This window comes from Methanosarcina sp. Kolksee, from assembly GCF_000969945.1.
Classification (GTDB): domain Archaea; phylum Halobacteriota; class Methanosarcinia; order Methanosarcinales; family Methanosarcinaceae; genus Methanosarcina; species Methanosarcina vacuolata.
Genome location: NZ_CP009524.1, coordinates 4,086,339 through 4,101,100 on the forward strand (window position 1 = coordinate 4,086,339; position 14,762 = coordinate 4,101,100).

Sequence of the window (14,762 nt, forward strand, 5' to 3'; positions counted from 1 at the left end):
GCCTGATTGTTTGGTTTTCATCCTGTTACAGTAATTTAGGCATATGGCATCTTGTATCTGGTTTCTTGTATCTGTGATCTTGTATCTAGCTTCTCGTATCTGGTATCTCGTATTTGGCATCTCGTATCTGACATCTTGTATCTGGTTTCACGTATCTGAGCTCTCGTATATGGTATCTTGAATCTCTTGTTATTTTGATATTTTCTTCAGATTTTTCAACCCCCCCCCCCTGAAAACAAGTTTACTTGTTTTTTATTCAACGAAAGTTTAATATAAATTTATAAAATATTTATTTTAATTCCACACTTCATATTTTTCAATAACTATAGACACATAAGTAAAGTAAACTTGATTACGGTTAAAGTTAATTTTTTAAAAAGTGTTATATATAATTACGCGCATTTTATGATCTAATTCACCCTTGCTTTAATTACAGATTTATCTTACAGACAAATTTTACAGATGATCAAAATCTTGAGGTTAATAATATGACGATCGTGGAAGATGCACAAAAAGGGATTATTACTGAAGAAATGAAGATTGTTGCAAAAGACGAAGGTCTTGAACCTGAATTCATCCGCCGTGGAGTTGCAGCCGGCAGAATTGTTATTCCAACATCTCCATACAGGAAGGTAAAGATTTGCGGTATAGGAGAAGGACTCAGAACCAAAGTCAATGCATCTATCGGTGTGTCCTCGGATATTGTTGATGCAGATATGGAAGTTAAAAAAGCACAGGCTGCCGAAGCTGCAGGTGCAGACACCCTTATGGAGCTCGGAACTGGCGGAGACTTCCTTGCAATCAGGAAAAAGGTCATTGACAGTATTTCCCTTTCAGTCGGTTCAGTGCCTCTTTACCAGGCTTTCATTGAAGCTGCAAGGAAATACGGCTCAATCGTGGATATGACCGAAGACGAACTTTTCAAGGCAACCGAAGACCAGGCAAAGCTCGGAACCAACTTCATGGCAATCCACACAGGAATCAACAATATCACAATGGACCGGCTTAAAGCCCACGGCAGGTACGGTGGTCTCTGTTCCCGTGGTGGTGCCTTCATGACTTCCTGGATGCTCCACAACGAAAAAGAAAATCCTCTTTACGCAAACTTTGATTATCTCATTGAAATCCTCAAGGAGCACGAAGTAGTCCTTTCTACCGGAAATGGAATGCGTGCAGGTGCAGTCCACGATGCAACCGACCGTGCCCAGATCCAGGAACTCATCATCAATGCCGAACTGGCCGATAAAGCCCACAAACAGGGTCTGCAGGTTATTGTTGAAGGTCCGGGTCATGTCCCTCTCGACCAGATCGGAACCAACGTAAAACTCATGAAGGAAATGAGCGGCCACAAGCCCTTCTACATGCTTGGCCCGCTTGTAACTGACATCGCACCCGGTTATGACCATATCGTAACTGCAATTGGAGCATCTGTTTCTGCCTCATATGGCTGTGATTTCCTCTGCTACGTTACTCCTGCAGAACACCTAGCCCTTCCAAACCTCGAAGATGTCATCACAGGAGTTAAAACCTCCAGGATTGCAGCTCACGTAGGCGATATGGTAAAATATCCAGACAGGGCAAGAGAACAGGACCTTGCGATGGGCAGGGCCAGAAGAGAACTCGATTGGCAAAAGATGTACTCTCTTGCAATCGACCCAGAACACGCAAAAGAAGTTAGGAACAGCAGGGCCCCCGAAGATTCTGACGCCTGCACAATGTGCGGTAACTTCTGTGCCCTGAAGATTGTCAACCAGAACTACAACCTCGCAAAATAAGCAGGTACTGGTAATGCAGAGTAAGGCCTTCGGGCTTTACTTACTCATCTTTTTAAACGGTTTTTCATGTTTTTTTCACTCATTTGGCATGAAAGTTCTTTTTCAGTAAAATTCTTTTTCAGTAAAATTCTTTTTCAGTAAAATTCTTTTTCAGTAAAATTCTTTTTCAGTAAAATTCTTTTTCAGTAAAATTCTTTTTCAGTAAAATTCTTTTTCAGTAAAATTCTTTTTCAGCAAACTTCTTGTTCAGTAAACTTACATGCTTCACTCAATTCATACACTTATATATTATTTTGAAACCCATGTTTTTGCCATTCTGGCAGTTCAAAATCGACAACTTTTTACATAATTATTATAGAAATATCAATAGTTATTCTTATTATTTTATTGAGATACTGGAAAGATTTCTTCTAAACCTGAGTTGAAATTTTTTATTTTATTAAGGGCGGTGCTTTTATGAGATATAAATCGGTTAAAGGGCTTGTTGTTCTCGGAATAGTTAAAGGACTCATCACTCTAGGGTTATTACTGTTTTTTTCAACGTTTTCTGAATGTGGTGCTTCTGCAGAGGTAACGAATTCTTCTGACGCACTAAATGTGGAACAACCGTTTGAAAAGCTTGATCCCGATAATGTTACTACTGAATGGAAAAGTTCATATCTCTTCGGCAGCAGGGAAGATGCCTTAGAAGAACTTGAGGCCTTAAAAAAGAAACCAGAAGAAATAAACTCAACTTTCCGTCCGGAATTTGAAAATTTATCGGGACCTGTTGCTAAATAAACTGAAAAAACGCACATGATATTCTTCGAGTAACATGCCCAGATAAATGGAAGTCCTTTTAACTTACCTTTTTTGTTTATGTGTTCCATCATTACTACAATAAATGGTGACGGCACCAGCAATCCAAAATCCTTTTTTGTTTATATGCTCCATCATTACCTTAGGACAGGAATATTGTCTGTTCTTTGGTTCTTCGAAGCCGTGAAAAACTAACCATTGAATTACCATCAAAGACCCAAATGTGACTTGATCACGGATGCAAAATTGCCTTTCAGGCAATTCTACTGTCTAATATGATTCAGCCATCAAGAGTTTTCCCAAAGAGGCACAGAGAATTCAGGCCATATGTTCGGCTCAGATTAACTCTTGTTAGGGAAAGAACAGATATAAAAAATGAAGCTCATGAAATTTTACCTTTTTAAAAATATTAAATTTGAAGAATGTGCTGACAGACATTTTGGGAAAAAACGGTAGAGAAATTCTGTCAGGAATAGCTTCAGGTAAGAGTGTTGATCAGATTATAGAAAGCCTTTCTCTAAAGAGGAATGGAAAGTTAGAACTCTTTTGAACTTAGTCTCTGTAATAATCAAACAGCAACATTTCTCCTGAATGTGCATCAATCCATACTGAAGCAGGATAGGTAGCGTCCTTTGCAAAACTTGAATCCATGAATCGGATCCACCATGCCAGATGAATTTTATCTTCATCGTCCTCTTTCCAGACAAGGTTCGACGAAATAACTTTTACAGTATTTGCTTTTTCTTCTCCTATAGACGGTTCGTTACTCATGTATTCTTTGAGAATCTCAACTGCTTTTTCATCCGTAACGCCTGGTTCCGTATCAATGAGTGCTATCTCTTCTTCAGACATAGACCATCTTTTGCGATAGCTTGAAACTTCGCCTGTTTCTGCGTTGATCCCTACCTGTATTCCATCAGAAAGAGAAGGTATTCCTCTGATAATTCTTGCGTAGCTAATTTTGTAAGTTCCAGGGAGATCGTCAGCAGCAGGTTCTACGTAGTTTACATGTTCAAACTCAATATCATTAATTTTATCCGCTGAAACCCTGGATTCGATACATTCTTCTGCTATTTTCAGAGCATCGTCTTTGCTTATACTGTCTTTGCCCTGTACATTCTTTGATCCATCGTATACAAAAAGTTGCTCTCCATTAGAGGCATCTATTCCTGCAAAGATGCTTTTTCCATTAGTTGTTTTTGAGCTTACTCGCCAGATTATCCCGAAATTTTCGTCATCAATCAGTTCTCCATGGACAGATTCATTGATTACTTCCGGATTTTCTGATATTAGCTTGTTTTTTGCATCCTCAAAACTAATATTTACGTCTGCAGTTGACGGATCAAGGTATTTTGTTTGCTTTGCATCTTCTTTCGTAAATATTATTTCTCCCTCTTCAGAAGCAAAAGCCACAAATATTGCACCTGCCAGTACCAAACTCAAGATACAAATTTGACTAAGTTTCATGATCTTCTCTCCCTTAAGGTCTTAAACACAAGTTTGAATTTCCTATAAATCTGTTATTGTCAACATCTGCTGCATTTCCAAACTCATCTTCTACTTCTCCTGCTGCATAGTTGGCTGCTTCAGAAACAGTGACATCGGTGAAAGTAGCCGCATCAAAGAATGCAGAATAGAAGCGGGCATTACGTAAGGTGTTGACATCGTCTTTATATCCAAAGTAGGTATCAAAACCGTTGTTAATAAACGCGTTTCCTAGATCTGTGTATTTTGCAGATTTACATGCACCTGCAAAAATGAATCCTCCGTCTCGTTCGTCCATCCAACTGTTCACGTCCAAACTATATAGACAGCTTTCATCTTTGAATATTAAATAAGATAAAAGAAGAGCTCCACCATGAGTATGGATTAAAACAACATTCTCATCAGTTGCATCATCAAGTGAATTGATACCGTTTATAAAACCTTGATCACTCGCAGCTCCGTAGGTATAATCTGCAATTATAGTTATATCAGGAATTAAAATAAGATCGTTTCTGACTTCATTACATCTTGCATTGATGTAATTAATTGAAGACGTTGAAAGATCTCCAAATTGGGTTCGGCTTCTATCTAACATAGCATCAGGATCCGCAGAAGCTGGCGCAGCAAACAAAAGTAGCAATATGCAAATTATATATATAATTTTAAATTCGTTCTTTTTCTGCTCATTTCTTATTTACCTCATTCGATTTACTCCAGAAGCAAGATTATACAAACTTTGAACACTATCAAAGTCAACTATATCTTTGCCTCTGTGCGTTCAGGAGTTCAAACCGATTTTTCAAGTTCATTTCATACTGTTTATTTTTTTATACACTGTTATGTAAGAATGGCACTTCTTTCAACATAAACTTTACTACAAAATTATTTAATCAATAGATAAATAATATTATAATTTAATTGGAAATTAACACAATAATTTAATATTATGACTCTTCGCTGTTTCGAGTGGATAACTTACATTTAGTTCCTAAATGTTGAAATAACATATACCAAATATGCGAACAGTTGCTGTTGAAAATCACATTCAAGTTTGATATTTTCCTATTTGGAAGGCTTTTCTTTTGCCTTCGGCTTTTCCAGCTTAGGCTTCAAGACCTCATGAACGTGATCTAGAGCTCCAGAGAAAAAAGCTTTAGAATCTGATCTATGAGAAACACTATACCCGATTATTTTGCTGACAATACCTTTTAAAAAATGTTTTGCTTGTGTTTTCTTATTGAGCATATCCTGAAACTCAAATTTGATTTTTGAATTTCGTATGTGGAACAATCAGCTGAATACCTAATCACTAAAATGATCCTGAAGACTCATAATGATTTAGAATCAAATAGGTTTTAGGACAAGGCTCGTTCTTTATTTCTTTTTTGGATAGAAGGATGATGAACAAGTCCAGTTCCGACAGTCCATAGCCCAGAACATAAACTCTTCTTCGGGACTCATGCTTTTTTAAGTATTTCCGGAGATGATCATAAGGTGCAACCTCTGTTGCTTCTTTAGGTCCCTGCGGGATCAATACCAGGACAAAAATCGGCGCCGAACAGTATGAATATTGAGAATTTCACACCCCGCTTCTCCACGTATTGAATGGTGGATTTGTGCATTAACCAATTGAGACAAAAAGAGGTTAAATGAAAATGAATTTTAAAATGAATTTTACCGTTTTTCTGGAATTCCCGGACGGATATATATTCGACATAATCCAGAAGATGATAATGCATAGAGTCAAGGATTTCTCAAGATCTTCAAGGGATTTATCGTTGCACTCCTCTTCGGGACTTATAACCGTAGAGGCGGAAGTTAATGAGTTCAGAGGCTACACAGTACCAGCTGCTTGCTGCGTTCCAGTTTAAAGCCGTTGATATTGTCTTGCTGGCGGTCTTCATCAGTAAAACTGGTCCTGTATTCATAGTGGAGGTAGTCTTCACAGAATACAGAACTTCCAAAGGAGAATAGGACACTTCAAGGCTTTCTACTTGGTGTGGGTAAGGTATTCCATGTATGAGGTTTTGACTTCATCCTCAACTTTGTTGTGTTTGATCCAGTCCTGATCTTCAAAAATGTCCAAAACTTTGAATTATGTTCATTGGTCATTGGTTAAGGAATTTTCTTGCCTGAAAGCTATCGATTTATCATTAGAAACCGGCCTTAAATATATGACAAAAGAATATCAAATCTTAAAAATTGGGTAATATCAGATAAATTTAATGTCTTTGCCTGTGAATCAATAAGTGACTTCTGGCTTCCAATCTATGAATCATTGATCAATAATCTGCCTGTTATAGTTGGGAATTAAATAGATTTCTACCAGAAGCAATACAATTATCTGCAACCACACTTCTGGAAACGAACAAAATGTACTACGAAATAATCGAATCCCCAATCGGTCCCATTCTTCTGGCAGGAGATGAAAAAGGGCTGAAACATCTTAATTTCTTGAAAGGTAAGAAGAGAATAGAAATTCCTTCAGACTGGATAGAAGATAAAGAGTTTTTCAGGGAGGCTGCCAGGCAGCTTGAAGCTTATTTTTGCGGAAAACTCGAATCTTTTGACCTTAAAACAGCTCCCGAGGGAACGGATTTTCAAAAGTCCGTCTGGAAAGCTTTATACGAAATCCCTTATGGGGAGACCCGAACTTATAAAGAGATAGCTGTATCTATCGGGAAACAAAAGGCTTATAGAGCTGTGGGGCTTGCGAATAACCGGAATCCGATTGCGATAATTATCCCCTGCCACAGGGTCATAGGCTCAGACGGAAAACTTACAGGTTATGCCAGTGGGCTGGATATAAAGGAATTTTTATTGAAACTTGAAGAAAAGAATTTGAGAAAAGAATAACACAAAGATTCGATCTAAATTCTCTGTAATTAGCAGGAGAAATCATCATGGGGCTTAAAAAAAAGATTGAAAGCATTATCAAAGGAGCCGTAGCAAGTCCAGGCACTGAGACTAGATATCGTGAACCTCTCGTAGGCTATGCTTCAGCAAGTGACCCGATTTTTGATGACATGAAGAAAATCATTGGTCCTCACCACCTGCTCCCTAAAGAGATTTTCCCCGAAGCAAAAACTGTTGTTTCCTTCTTCCTGCCGTTTGAAAAAGAACTGGTGAAACTTAACTGGCAGTCACCTGATCCTGTAAATGAATGGATACAGGCCAAAAGTGAAACCGACTGTCTTATAGAGAAAATCAACGAAAAACTAAAAGCTGAGCTGGCAGAAGAGAATATTCAGTCAGTTGTGCCCGGAACTGTTTTCGATTATAAGAGTAAAGGCTTCGACGTTGCCTGGTCTCATAAAAGTGCTGCTTATGCTGCGGGCCTGGGCACTTTTGGAGTCAACCAGATGCTGATTACGAAAGCTGGGTGTGCAGGTCGTTTTGGGACTTTGCTGATTTCTGTCGAAATTTCTCCAACTCTGCGCCCGAACGAGGAGTTCTGCCGCTACAAAAAAGGAGAGAAATGTCTTGTCTGCGTGGACAGGTGCCCGGCTGGAGCCCTCAGTGTAGGAGGGCTTGATAAAGAAAAATGTTACAGGCAGCTTCAGGAAAACGCCAGGGCTTTTCCCGAACTTAATCAGTTTGCTTGTGGAAAATGTGCAACTGGACCCTGTGCTCTCAGATCTCGTTGAACCATATAAAATTTTTGTACTTTCATCAGGATTGCACGAATTTTATTATTTCAGTTTCTGAGATGTACAGGGTTCAGTGCCGAATAGCGGCTCAGTTGCTTATACCGCCGTTATCGGAGTTGAAGTATTCTTCGAAAGATTCTGCGTCGTTACATTTATCCATAGATGAAGATCTCTATAAGGCACACTGATATTCTCTAACATTTCCTTTTTATCGTTATTATAGAGCAAAAACTGAAGGTTCATGTTTGTTCCCTCGAAGGGGGGAGTTATGGTTACTGCTTTTTCCCAGGTCTCATTGTTCCGAATGTAGATATTTTTCTGGTCATCCGGCAAAGGTAGAGACGTGTTCTCAAGCCTGACTTCCATTGTATAGTTTACGGGCTTCTGCTCATGGTTTATAACCGCAACTATTATTGTCCCATTATCCCCAAGTACATAGTCGGTAGGATAATTCTCAGCTGTTCCATCAGGCCCCAGAATATAAAATTCGGTAAAAGGCTCCATTAAAGATTCCGCATCAAGAACATCAACTTCGGTAGAAAGCTCTTTAAAAGACTCCGCGATTTTCAGCATCTCTGCTTTTTCAAGAGACCCGATCAAATTTATTTCAACTCCTCCAAGTTCCCACTGCAACATCTTCGTGTTTCCAAATTCATTGAGGTATTTTCCTTCCGTTCCATTGATGCTGATTTTTTCAGCGCCCTCCATGAAAGTGTTTTCTTCAGATTTATTTTCATAGACAGCTTCTATTACATTAAAATTTTCAGACCCTTTCTGGTAGCTAAGAATTACAGTTTCGGAACTTTGACCTTCAGCACCTGTTTCATCTTTCTCAGATATCATTGTCGAGTTAAGCATGTAGCCATCCGGGATATATTCCGGGACAAGAATCTTAAAGCTCGCCTGTTCTCTGGCTTCTTCAAGGCTCAGGTTGTCTGGGGTTTTGAGTTCTTCATCCAGATCCAGGGTTTCTACTTTTGCCCCTTCGGGAATCTCAAATTTGAATTTTGAATCCGGAATTCCGGTGTTTATTTTCAAGTCACGCATTTCCACTTCTATTATCAGGTTTCCTTCATTGTTGTAAATGCTGGACTTAAGTACCATCCATGTCTCTTTGTCAACCCAAATTTTCGTTCGAGAAATTAGTTCGGACTCGTTTTCTTCGGTTTTTGGCCTGGCTTCAAGGACATACGCACTTCTTCCGTCCACCGCTTCAACTCCAAGCATGGAAACCTCACTTTCGTTCACTAAATTACCTATGATATTGACAAAATCTTTTTCCGTTAAGAGAGGTTCTTCGGGCAATTTTATCTTCGTAACCGTATTTGTTTTGGCATCATAACTCCATGCGAACTCTCCATCCGAGACAGATTCGACTTCTTGTCCGTCCTCCACACCAAGCGTCTTCATCAGGTTAGGTTTCTTATATATTATCCGGGTTTCCTCTTCCAGATTTTTTTCCCCATTGAGGTATACTGTTGTGTGCATTGTGCCAGAGTAATCTTCAAGGTTTGCTTCTTTTTCTTGCACTTGTTCTACAATCTCTTCTGCACTCAGTTTGTCCTCGCACCCAGATACAAGAATAGCCAGGCTTATGAAAATTAGTATAAATTTTATTTTTATATGTTTCATTTTTCTCCCTACATTCCAAGTATTAAAAATAATTTTAATATTAGTCTTTACTTTCTCACACATTTATATATTTTATCAGACTTGCATATTATAAAATAGAAAAAAAGCCGAGTGATATTTATGCCTTTAATTTCCCTGACTACCGATTTCGGAGACCTCTATCCTGCAGCCATGAAAGCCGTGATTTTGAGAATAAACCCGGCAGTACAGATTATCGATATAACCCATTCCATACAGCAGGCTGGAATCCGGGAAGGAGCTTTTGCACTCTATTCCCTTGTTCGATATTTCCCGCATGGAACGGTACATATTGGTGTTGTCGATCCCGGAGTTGGGACTTCCCGCCGTGCACTTGCCATAAAAGCCGGTCCTGAAGGAGAAGAACAGTTTTTTGTCGGGCCTGACAACGGGCTACTGATCCCTGCAGCTCGCTGCCTTGGTGAAATTAAAGTATACGAGATCACAAATCCTGAAATTATGCTTAAATCAGGAATTTCTGCAACTTTCCACGGCAGGGATATTTTTGCGCCTGCAGGAGCCTACCTTTCAAAAGGCACACCTATTGAGACTGTCGGCCCTGAAATTTCGGATTTTGTCAGCCTTGATTTTGAAAATTTCGGAATTGACGGGTCCTTCCTTGTAGGCGAGGTTATTTTTGCAGACAACTTTGGAAATGTTATCACCAATATTCCTGAAGAAGTAGTTTTAAAATACTCTAACTTTGGCTCACAGATAGAAATAAACAGCAGAAAGGTCTCCTTTGTTCAGACCTATGGTTTTGTAGGGCCGAAAAAGCCCCTTGCCCTTATAGGCAGTCATGGATTCCTGGAAATTGCCGTAAACAAAGGAAATGCTGCGCTTCAGTTCGGACTTAAAAGTGGAGATCAAGTCGCAATAAAGATCGTATAAAGAGTGGCTACATAGAGAATGACTGTATAAAGAGTGGCTACATAGAGAATGACTGTATAAAGAGTGGCTACATAGAGAATGGTTGCATAGAGAACGACTGGATAAAGAGTAGCTGCATAAAGAATGGATGCATAAAGCAGGCTGTAGTTCCAGATCATTTTAGATAAAAGTTCATCCCAAAACCAATTTTATTCACATATCATTAAGAGTTTCAGAATTAGTTTTCAGGACCAGAAACTCTATTGATAATCCAGAATATGATATCCAGATAAGCAATTTTGAATTTTGGGGTCAGCTCTAATAAAGCTTAACTGCTTTTCTTTCTCAAAAGTCAACCAGACACTCGATTCAGCGGAATTTTTATATAACTATCCGGCACAGGCAGTCTGTTTAGAATGAAACTGACTACTTTGAAAACTTACAAGCTTGAAGTTTTCTTTTTATTTGCTCTGGTTATTTTGAGCTTTTTTACCCTCTCAGGAAATGGAAATGCGGATAATTCCGCGGCAAGCTCTGGGGGAACTTTCTGGCTCCCATCAACAGTAATGCAATCAGTAGCAGCATTGTATGCCGTGTTTATTGCTATTTTCATACTCTCCCTGCAAAGCAACCAAGATAGTACTAACTCGATTGCCAACCGGATAAAACCGCCTATGAAGATGGTATCCTATACGGCAGCAGGGACAATTTATTTTAACGGACTGATACTGATTGTTTTTAGCTTTGGCTCTTTTTCCGAAGCCAAAATGAAAGTTTTGTTGGTCTCCTCCCTTATTTCAATGGTTCTATCCCTTATAGCCGTCGTTTACACTTCCATAAACTTGCTAAGCAACGTTTCTGGCTTAAAAACCTCGTCTGAAAAACTAGCATATATCTCGGATCTTCTTAGAGGACAGGAAGGAAACCCCGTTAACCCACTAAAACAAAACGAAAAAGATACACAGTTCTGCATCAAAGCCCTGGACGACGAAAATCCGGAGGTCCGGGCAATCGCAGCCGAAGCCCTGGGACAGGCAAGAGGTCCTGAAGTAGAGAAGGCACTTCTTGAACTCCTTGAAGACAAGAATTCCCGAGTAAGAATAACTGCAGCCAGAAACCTCGGCAGGATAGGAACCGAAAATGCAGCAGAACCGCTAATTAAACGGCTGGCTGTAGACAAAGAACCTGTATTCCGAGTGTGTGCTATAGAATCCCTTGGAAATCTTAAAGACAAACGGGCAATTGAACCTTTAATTAAAAACCTGGACGACAAAGTTCCCGAAGTCAGGCTAGTTGCAGCCCGTTCCCTGGGGATTCTCGGTGGTGACAAGGCTGAAGAAGCCCTTATCGCAAAACTGAATAAGAGCTCTCCGGAATTACAGAAACAGATAATACTGTCTCTGGGAAACTCTGGCAGCAAAAAAACTGCGGGACTTGACAGTAAAAAAGCCGCAGGAGCTCTTATCCACAAACTAAGAGATAAGGACCCCGAACTTCGAAAGTATGCAGCCGAATCCCTTGGCAAACTGGAAGATCCAGAATCAGTAGACCCACTTCTCGAATGCCTTGGTGATACGAATCCTGAAGTAAGAAATACTGCTGCATATTCTCTGGGAACTCTCAGAGCTGAAAAAGCAACAGATACTCTTCTGGGAATGCTGACCGAAGAAGATTCCGAACTCCGAATCACTGCAGTCTATGCCCTTGGAAATATAGGCAGCCGAAGAGCAGTTGACGCACTTTTAAAAACTCTAGACGACAGCAACCCCTGGGTCAGGCGGTACGCCGCAGATGCCCTCGCAAAAATCGGAGATCAAAAAGCAACAACCCCTCTTGTCAAAAACTTAAACGACCCTGACCCTGAAGTAAGGTGGGCTACGGCTGAAGCTTTAAGGTTGCTGGATAAGCAGAACTCAAGGTAAAAAGAAAATCCATTAAAGAAAATCCATTATACCTTAGCTTCCCTGCCATGGATGCTGATGTACTTTTCCGGGTTATCCTGGAATCTCTTCATGCATTCAAACGAACAAAAATAATAAGTTCTTCCCTTGTAGTCACTTTTGTATGTAACATCCCTCTCCGTAACATTCATATCGCACACAGGATCAAACCGTGTTCCACTCCCTTTCATTTTCATAATTTTTCCTCCACTGGTCCGGTTATATCATTTTATTATTTCAAAGCCGAGTACCGGCAGCTTTTCATCTTTCCCCACTGCGTTTCACAAGCTGCTGAAAATAAATTCAAATAACTGATTATTACTATAATATTTAGCAATTTTTATATAATTATTTTTGTTAGCGTTTAATGTGGGTGATTATCGATTTTCAATAACAATTAAACAAATTAGTGGACTTAATCTCCAACTGTAGAATACAGAGCTATAGGAACAACAATATCAGGAATTGCCGATCAGCGAACCGCAAATCGCAGGTAGAACACTATAACTGGAAATTCAATCTCTTTTAAAGAGTAAATAATATATTGTATTACAATATTGTAATTCTTGATAATGTGGAGCTGTTAGCCGATGGAGAATACCTCTGAAAAAGTTGATTTTCAAATTGTCCTTGAATCTGAAGAAGTTGATAAATCTTCTATTTATTGGCAGGAACAGTGTCAGATGCTCTACGATACTATTCGAAAGAACCTTTCTGAAGGTTCAGTTTCCCCCTCAAGTCGTAAGGGCGGAGAGGGAGAAAAGGCTGGCATAATCATATCATTTGATGTTCTTACGCTCACAGGTATTACTTTAAACTCTTTTTATATTCTCATTAAATTGATTAATATATGGGAAAGAAATCGGAAAAGATCAAATTTAAAGTATAAATTCAGAAACGGTAGCGAGGCAATCTGCACCAATTTAGATGTAGATGACATCCCTGAAGTATACAGGCGCCTGAAGCAGGAAGATAATAAGCAAGAGTAAGTAATATGACCGAGAAAAAACTTGGGATTGTCATAGGCACAGATGAATATTATGATAGTAAAATTCCCAATTTACGTTTTGCAGAAAAAGATGCAAAAGAGATAAGAGACATTCTTCTGGACTCTGATATCTGTGGATTTAATGAAGTTATAGAGTGCATAAACAAAACTAGAACTCAGACGTTTTGTGAACTTGACCAGTTGCTTAAAAAAGCGGAAAGTGAAGACTCATTCCTTATTTACTTTTCAGGACATGGGGAACCTGACTCACAGCATGACCTGTGTTTATTATTTAATAACACGAGAATGGACTGTTTGCTTCCCACATCTTTAAACTACTCAATGATCAGGAAGTCTATAGATGCATCAAACTGTAAGAAAGTTGTTGTAATTCTCGATTGCTGTTATAGCGGGGCTGCAAGCATAAAAGGTAATAATCTCAAAGAAACCTTTGCCAAGGCTTCCGGCTCAGGTACAGTTTTACTATCCGCATCCAGTGAGTTTGATGTGGCCAAAGAGGATGAAAAACTGGAACATGGTGTTTTTACACATTATCTGATTGAAGGGTTAAGGAGTGGGTCAGTTGGAGGGGACAGGAACGGGGACATATCTCTTGTTGATTTGTACAATTATGCTCATGAAAAAACTACAGCTAGATATTCTCAAACTCCATATATAAAGGTGGACGGTGAAGGCAAGTTCATTATCGGGAAGAACCCCTTAAAGGTTAAAGAGAAGGAGTTCATTCGGAAGAAGAACAAATTGGTTAAAATCCGAAAAGAACTCCGTCCTATTGTTTATGATATCTCTATGATTGTTCTTGTTAATGCCTATGAAAAACCAGAAGAATTAACAGAAAATGACGAAGAAATAAGAAGCTCTCTGGAGGATCTTCTGGCCGGTAGAATGAGTGTTAAGACATATATTCATACTGTTCAATGCTACATAGAAAATGAAGATACTGAAAAATCGTATTTTCTGGAAAAATATCGGGAACAAGAAATCCCCAAAACCTTCATCAGCCCTTCTACAGAGATGGAATTCTTACTGATTTTAGCCGGAAGGTTTTCAATGGGCTCGCCTTCCAATGAAGAGGGCAGGTACGATAACGAGGGCCCCGTTCATAAAGTGACAATTAAAAATCCTTTTTACCTTGGAAAATATCCTGTTACTCAGAAACAGTGGAAAAAAATTATGGACAATAATCCTTCCAATTTCAAAGGTGATGACCTGCCTGTAGAATCAGTTTCATGGAATAAAGTTCAGGAGTTTATCAAAAGACTTAATCAAACAGAAGAAACTGACATGTACCGCCTGCCTTCCGAAGCTGAATGGGAGTATACGTGTCGTGCCGGGACAACAACAAGGTATTCCTTCGGGGACGATGAATCGGAACTCGACGATTATTGCTGGTATAGTAGTTATTCGACTTACGAAGAATTGGATAAGAATAGGGACAAAGTCTTAAAAGAAGGTAAAACTCATCCAGTTGGCCAGAAGAAATCCAATGCATGGAGCCTTTATGACATGCATGGAAATGTCTGGGAGTGGATTCAGGACAGGTGGCATGATAACTATGAAGGAGCTCCTTCTGATGGTAGTGCTT

General features: G+C 39.3%; 14 protein-coding genes and 3 pseudogenes. 11 read left to right on the forward strand and 6 right to left on the reverse strand.

Annotated elements, in window-relative coordinates:
* The first annotated feature begins 488 nt into the window (after positions 1-488).
* From thiC to MSKOL_RS20530, 3 genes and pseudogenes are all read left to right on the forward strand, one after another.
* On the forward strand, positions 489-1,775 hold the full coding sequence (gene thiC / locus MSKOL_RS16740; protein WP_048122842.1) for a phosphomethylpyrimidine synthase ThiC: 1,287 nt from the start codon (positions 489-491) through the stop codon (positions 1,773-1,775).
* A gap of 456 nt (positions 1,776-2,231) precedes the next feature.
* Positions 2,232-2,555: a hypothetical protein gene (locus MSKOL_RS16745; protein WP_048157819.1), complete on the forward strand. Its 324-nt coding sequence runs from the start codon at positions 2,232-2,234 to the stop codon at positions 2,553-2,555.
* Positions 2,556-2,833: 278 nt separating this feature from the next.
* Positions 2,834-3,090, forward strand: a pseudogene (locus MSKOL_RS20530) (IS110 family transposase); the annotation flags it as partial.
* 35 nt (positions 3,091-3,125) lie between these two features.
* On the opposite strand, the gene MSKOL_RS16750 reads toward MSKOL_RS20530, so the two are convergent.
* Positions 3,126-4,040: a YcdB/YcdC domain-containing protein gene (locus MSKOL_RS16750; RefSeq protein WP_231592301.1), complete on the reverse strand. Its 915-nt coding sequence runs from the start codon at positions 4,038-4,040 to the stop codon at positions 3,126-3,128.
* A gap of 13 nt (positions 4,041-4,053) precedes the next feature.
* Complete coding sequence (locus MSKOL_RS16755; protein WP_156151130.1) at positions 4,054-4,689, reverse strand: hypothetical protein; 636 nt, start codon at positions 4,687-4,689, stop codon at positions 4,054-4,056.
* A 1,190-nt stretch (positions 4,690-5,879) separates the two neighbouring features.
* Here MSKOL_RS16755 and MSKOL_RS20535 point away from each other — a divergent pair.
* The 4 genes and pseudogenes from MSKOL_RS20535 to MSKOL_RS16770 all read left to right on the forward strand — a co-directional run bounded on the left by MSKOL_RS20535 (position 5,880) and on the right by MSKOL_RS16770 (position 7,705).
* Positions 5,880-6,032 carry a hypothetical protein gene (locus MSKOL_RS20535; RefSeq protein WP_156151131.1) on the forward strand — a complete coding sequence of 51 codons (153 nt, stop codon included), beginning with the start codon at positions 5,880-5,882 and terminating at the stop codon, positions 6,030-6,032.
* Between the two features lie 202 nt (positions 6,033-6,234).
* Positions 6,235-6,369 (forward strand): annotated as a pseudogene (locus tag MSKOL_RS20540) (IS110 family transposase); the annotation flags it as partial.
* Between the two features lie 62 nt (positions 6,370-6,431).
* Positions 6,432-6,914, forward strand: a complete 483-nt coding sequence (locus MSKOL_RS16765) for a methylated-DNA--[protein]-cysteine S-methyltransferase (RefSeq protein ID WP_048157824.1) — start codon at positions 6,432-6,434, stop codon at positions 6,912-6,914.
* 47 nt (positions 6,915-6,961) lie between these two features.
* Entirely contained in the window at positions 6,962-7,705 is a 744-nt protein-coding gene (locus MSKOL_RS16770) for an epoxyqueuosine reductase (RefSeq protein ID WP_048157826.1), read from the forward strand.
* A gap of 99 nt (positions 7,706-7,804) precedes the next feature.
* Here the strand turns inward: MSKOL_RS16770 and MSKOL_RS16780 are convergent, their stop codons facing one another.
* Positions 7,805-9,340: a DUF1616 domain-containing protein gene (locus MSKOL_RS16780; protein ID WP_082091178.1), complete on the reverse strand. Its 1,536-nt coding sequence runs from the start codon at positions 9,338-9,340 to the stop codon at positions 7,805-7,807.
* Between the two features lie 120 nt (positions 9,341-9,460).
* On the opposite strand from MSKOL_RS16780, the gene MSKOL_RS16785 reads away from it, so the two are divergent.
* A complete protein-coding gene (locus MSKOL_RS16785; protein ID WP_048157828.1) occupies positions 9,461-10,249 on the forward strand; it encodes an S-adenosyl-l-methionine hydroxide adenosyltransferase family protein in 789 nt (262 codons plus the stop codon).
* Here the strand turns inward: MSKOL_RS16785 and MSKOL_RS16790 are convergent.
* Positions 10,225-10,407 carry a hypothetical protein gene (locus MSKOL_RS16790; protein ID WP_048122851.1) on the reverse strand — a complete coding sequence of 61 codons (183 nt, stop codon included), beginning with the start codon at positions 10,405-10,407 and terminating at the stop codon, positions 10,225-10,227. The two genes, MSKOL_RS16785 and MSKOL_RS16790, sit on opposite strands and share 25 nt — an antisense overlap.
* A gap of 260 nt (positions 10,408-10,667) precedes the next feature.
* Complete coding sequence (locus MSKOL_RS20810; RefSeq protein ID WP_197078785.1) at positions 10,668-10,841, reverse strand: hypothetical protein; 174 nt, start codon at positions 10,839-10,841, stop codon at positions 10,668-10,670.
* A 67-nt stretch (positions 10,842-10,908) separates the two neighbouring features.
* On the opposite strand from MSKOL_RS20810, the gene MSKOL_RS16795 reads away from it, so the two are divergent.
* The gene (locus MSKOL_RS16795) at positions 10,909-12,150 is read left to right on the forward strand and encodes a HEAT repeat domain-containing protein (RefSeq protein ID WP_197078786.1); all 1,242 of its coding nucleotides are present in this window, start codon (positions 10,909-10,911) and stop codon (positions 12,148-12,150) included.
* A gap of 26 nt (positions 12,151-12,176) precedes the next feature.
* Here MSKOL_RS16795 and MSKOL_RS16800 read toward each other — a convergent pair whose 3' ends face one another.
* Complete coding sequence (locus MSKOL_RS16800) at positions 12,177-12,365, reverse strand: YHS domain-containing protein (RefSeq protein ID WP_082091179.1); 189 nt, start codon at positions 12,363-12,365, stop codon at positions 12,177-12,179.
* A 393-nt stretch (positions 12,366-12,758) separates the two neighbouring features.
* On the opposite strand from MSKOL_RS16800, the gene MSKOL_RS16805 reads away from it, so the two are divergent.
* Together MSKOL_RS16805 and MSKOL_RS21695 are read left to right on the forward strand one after the other, a co-directional pair.
* Complete coding sequence (locus tag MSKOL_RS16805) at positions 12,759-13,157, forward strand: hypothetical protein (protein ID WP_048157834.1); 399 nt, start codon at positions 12,759-12,761, stop codon at positions 13,155-13,157.
* A 5-nt stretch (positions 13,158-13,162) separates the two neighbouring features.
* A pseudogene (locus MSKOL_RS21695) lies at positions 13,163-14,719 on the forward strand (SUMF1/EgtB/PvdO family nonheme iron enzyme); the annotation flags it as partial.
* Positions 14,720-14,762 lie beyond the last annotated feature (43 nt).

Excerpts from the sequence above, each read along its gene's own strand:
- MSKOL_RS16750 (WP_231592301.1), bottom strand. The coding sequence starts at position 4,040 with ATGAAACTTAGTCAAATTTGTATCTTGAGTTTGGTACTGGCAGGTGCA.
- MSKOL_RS20535 (WP_156151131.1), top strand. The coding sequence starts at position 5,880 with ATGAGTTCAGAGGCTACACAGTACCAGCTGCTTGCTGCGTTCCAGTTT.
- MSKOL_RS20810 (WP_197078785.1), bottom strand. The coding sequence starts at position 10,841 with ATGAAAATAGCAATAAACACGGCATACAATGCTGCTACTGATTGCATT.
- MSKOL_RS16805 (WP_048157834.1), top strand. The coding sequence starts at position 12,759 with ATGGAGAATACCTCTGAAAAAGTTGATTTTCAAATTGTCCTTGAATCT.
- MSKOL_RS16790 (WP_048122851.1), bottom strand. The coding sequence starts at position 10,407 with ATGATCTGGAACTACAGCCTGCTTTATGCATCCATTCTTTATGCAGCT.
- MSKOL_RS16765 (WP_048157824.1), top strand. The coding sequence starts at position 6,432 with ATGTACTACGAAATAATCGAATCCCCAATCGGTCCCATTCTTCTGGCA.
- MSKOL_RS16770 (WP_048157826.1), top strand. The coding sequence starts at position 6,962 with ATGGGGCTTAAAAAAAAGATTGAAAGCATTATCAAAGGAGCCGTAGCA.
- MSKOL_RS16780 (WP_082091178.1), bottom strand. The coding sequence starts at position 9,340 with ATGAAACATATAAAAATAAAATTTATACTAATTTTCATAAGCCTGGCT.
- MSKOL_RS16800 (WP_082091179.1), bottom strand. The coding sequence starts at position 12,365 with ATGAAAATGAAAGGGAGTGGAACACGGTTTGATCCTGTGTGCGATATG.
- MSKOL_RS16785 (WP_048157828.1), top strand. The coding sequence starts at position 9,461 with ATGCCTTTAATTTCCCTGACTACCGATTTCGGAGACCTCTATCCTGCA.
- MSKOL_RS16795 (WP_197078786.1), top strand. The coding sequence starts at position 10,909 with ATGGTATCCTATACGGCAGCAGGGACAATTTATTTTAACGGACTGATA.
- thiC (WP_048122842.1), top strand. The coding sequence starts at position 489 with ATGACGATCGTGGAAGATGCACAAAAAGGGATTATTACTGAAGAAATG.
- MSKOL_RS16745 (WP_048157819.1), top strand. The coding sequence starts at position 2,232 with ATGAGATATAAATCGGTTAAAGGGCTTGTTGTTCTCGGAATAGTTAAA.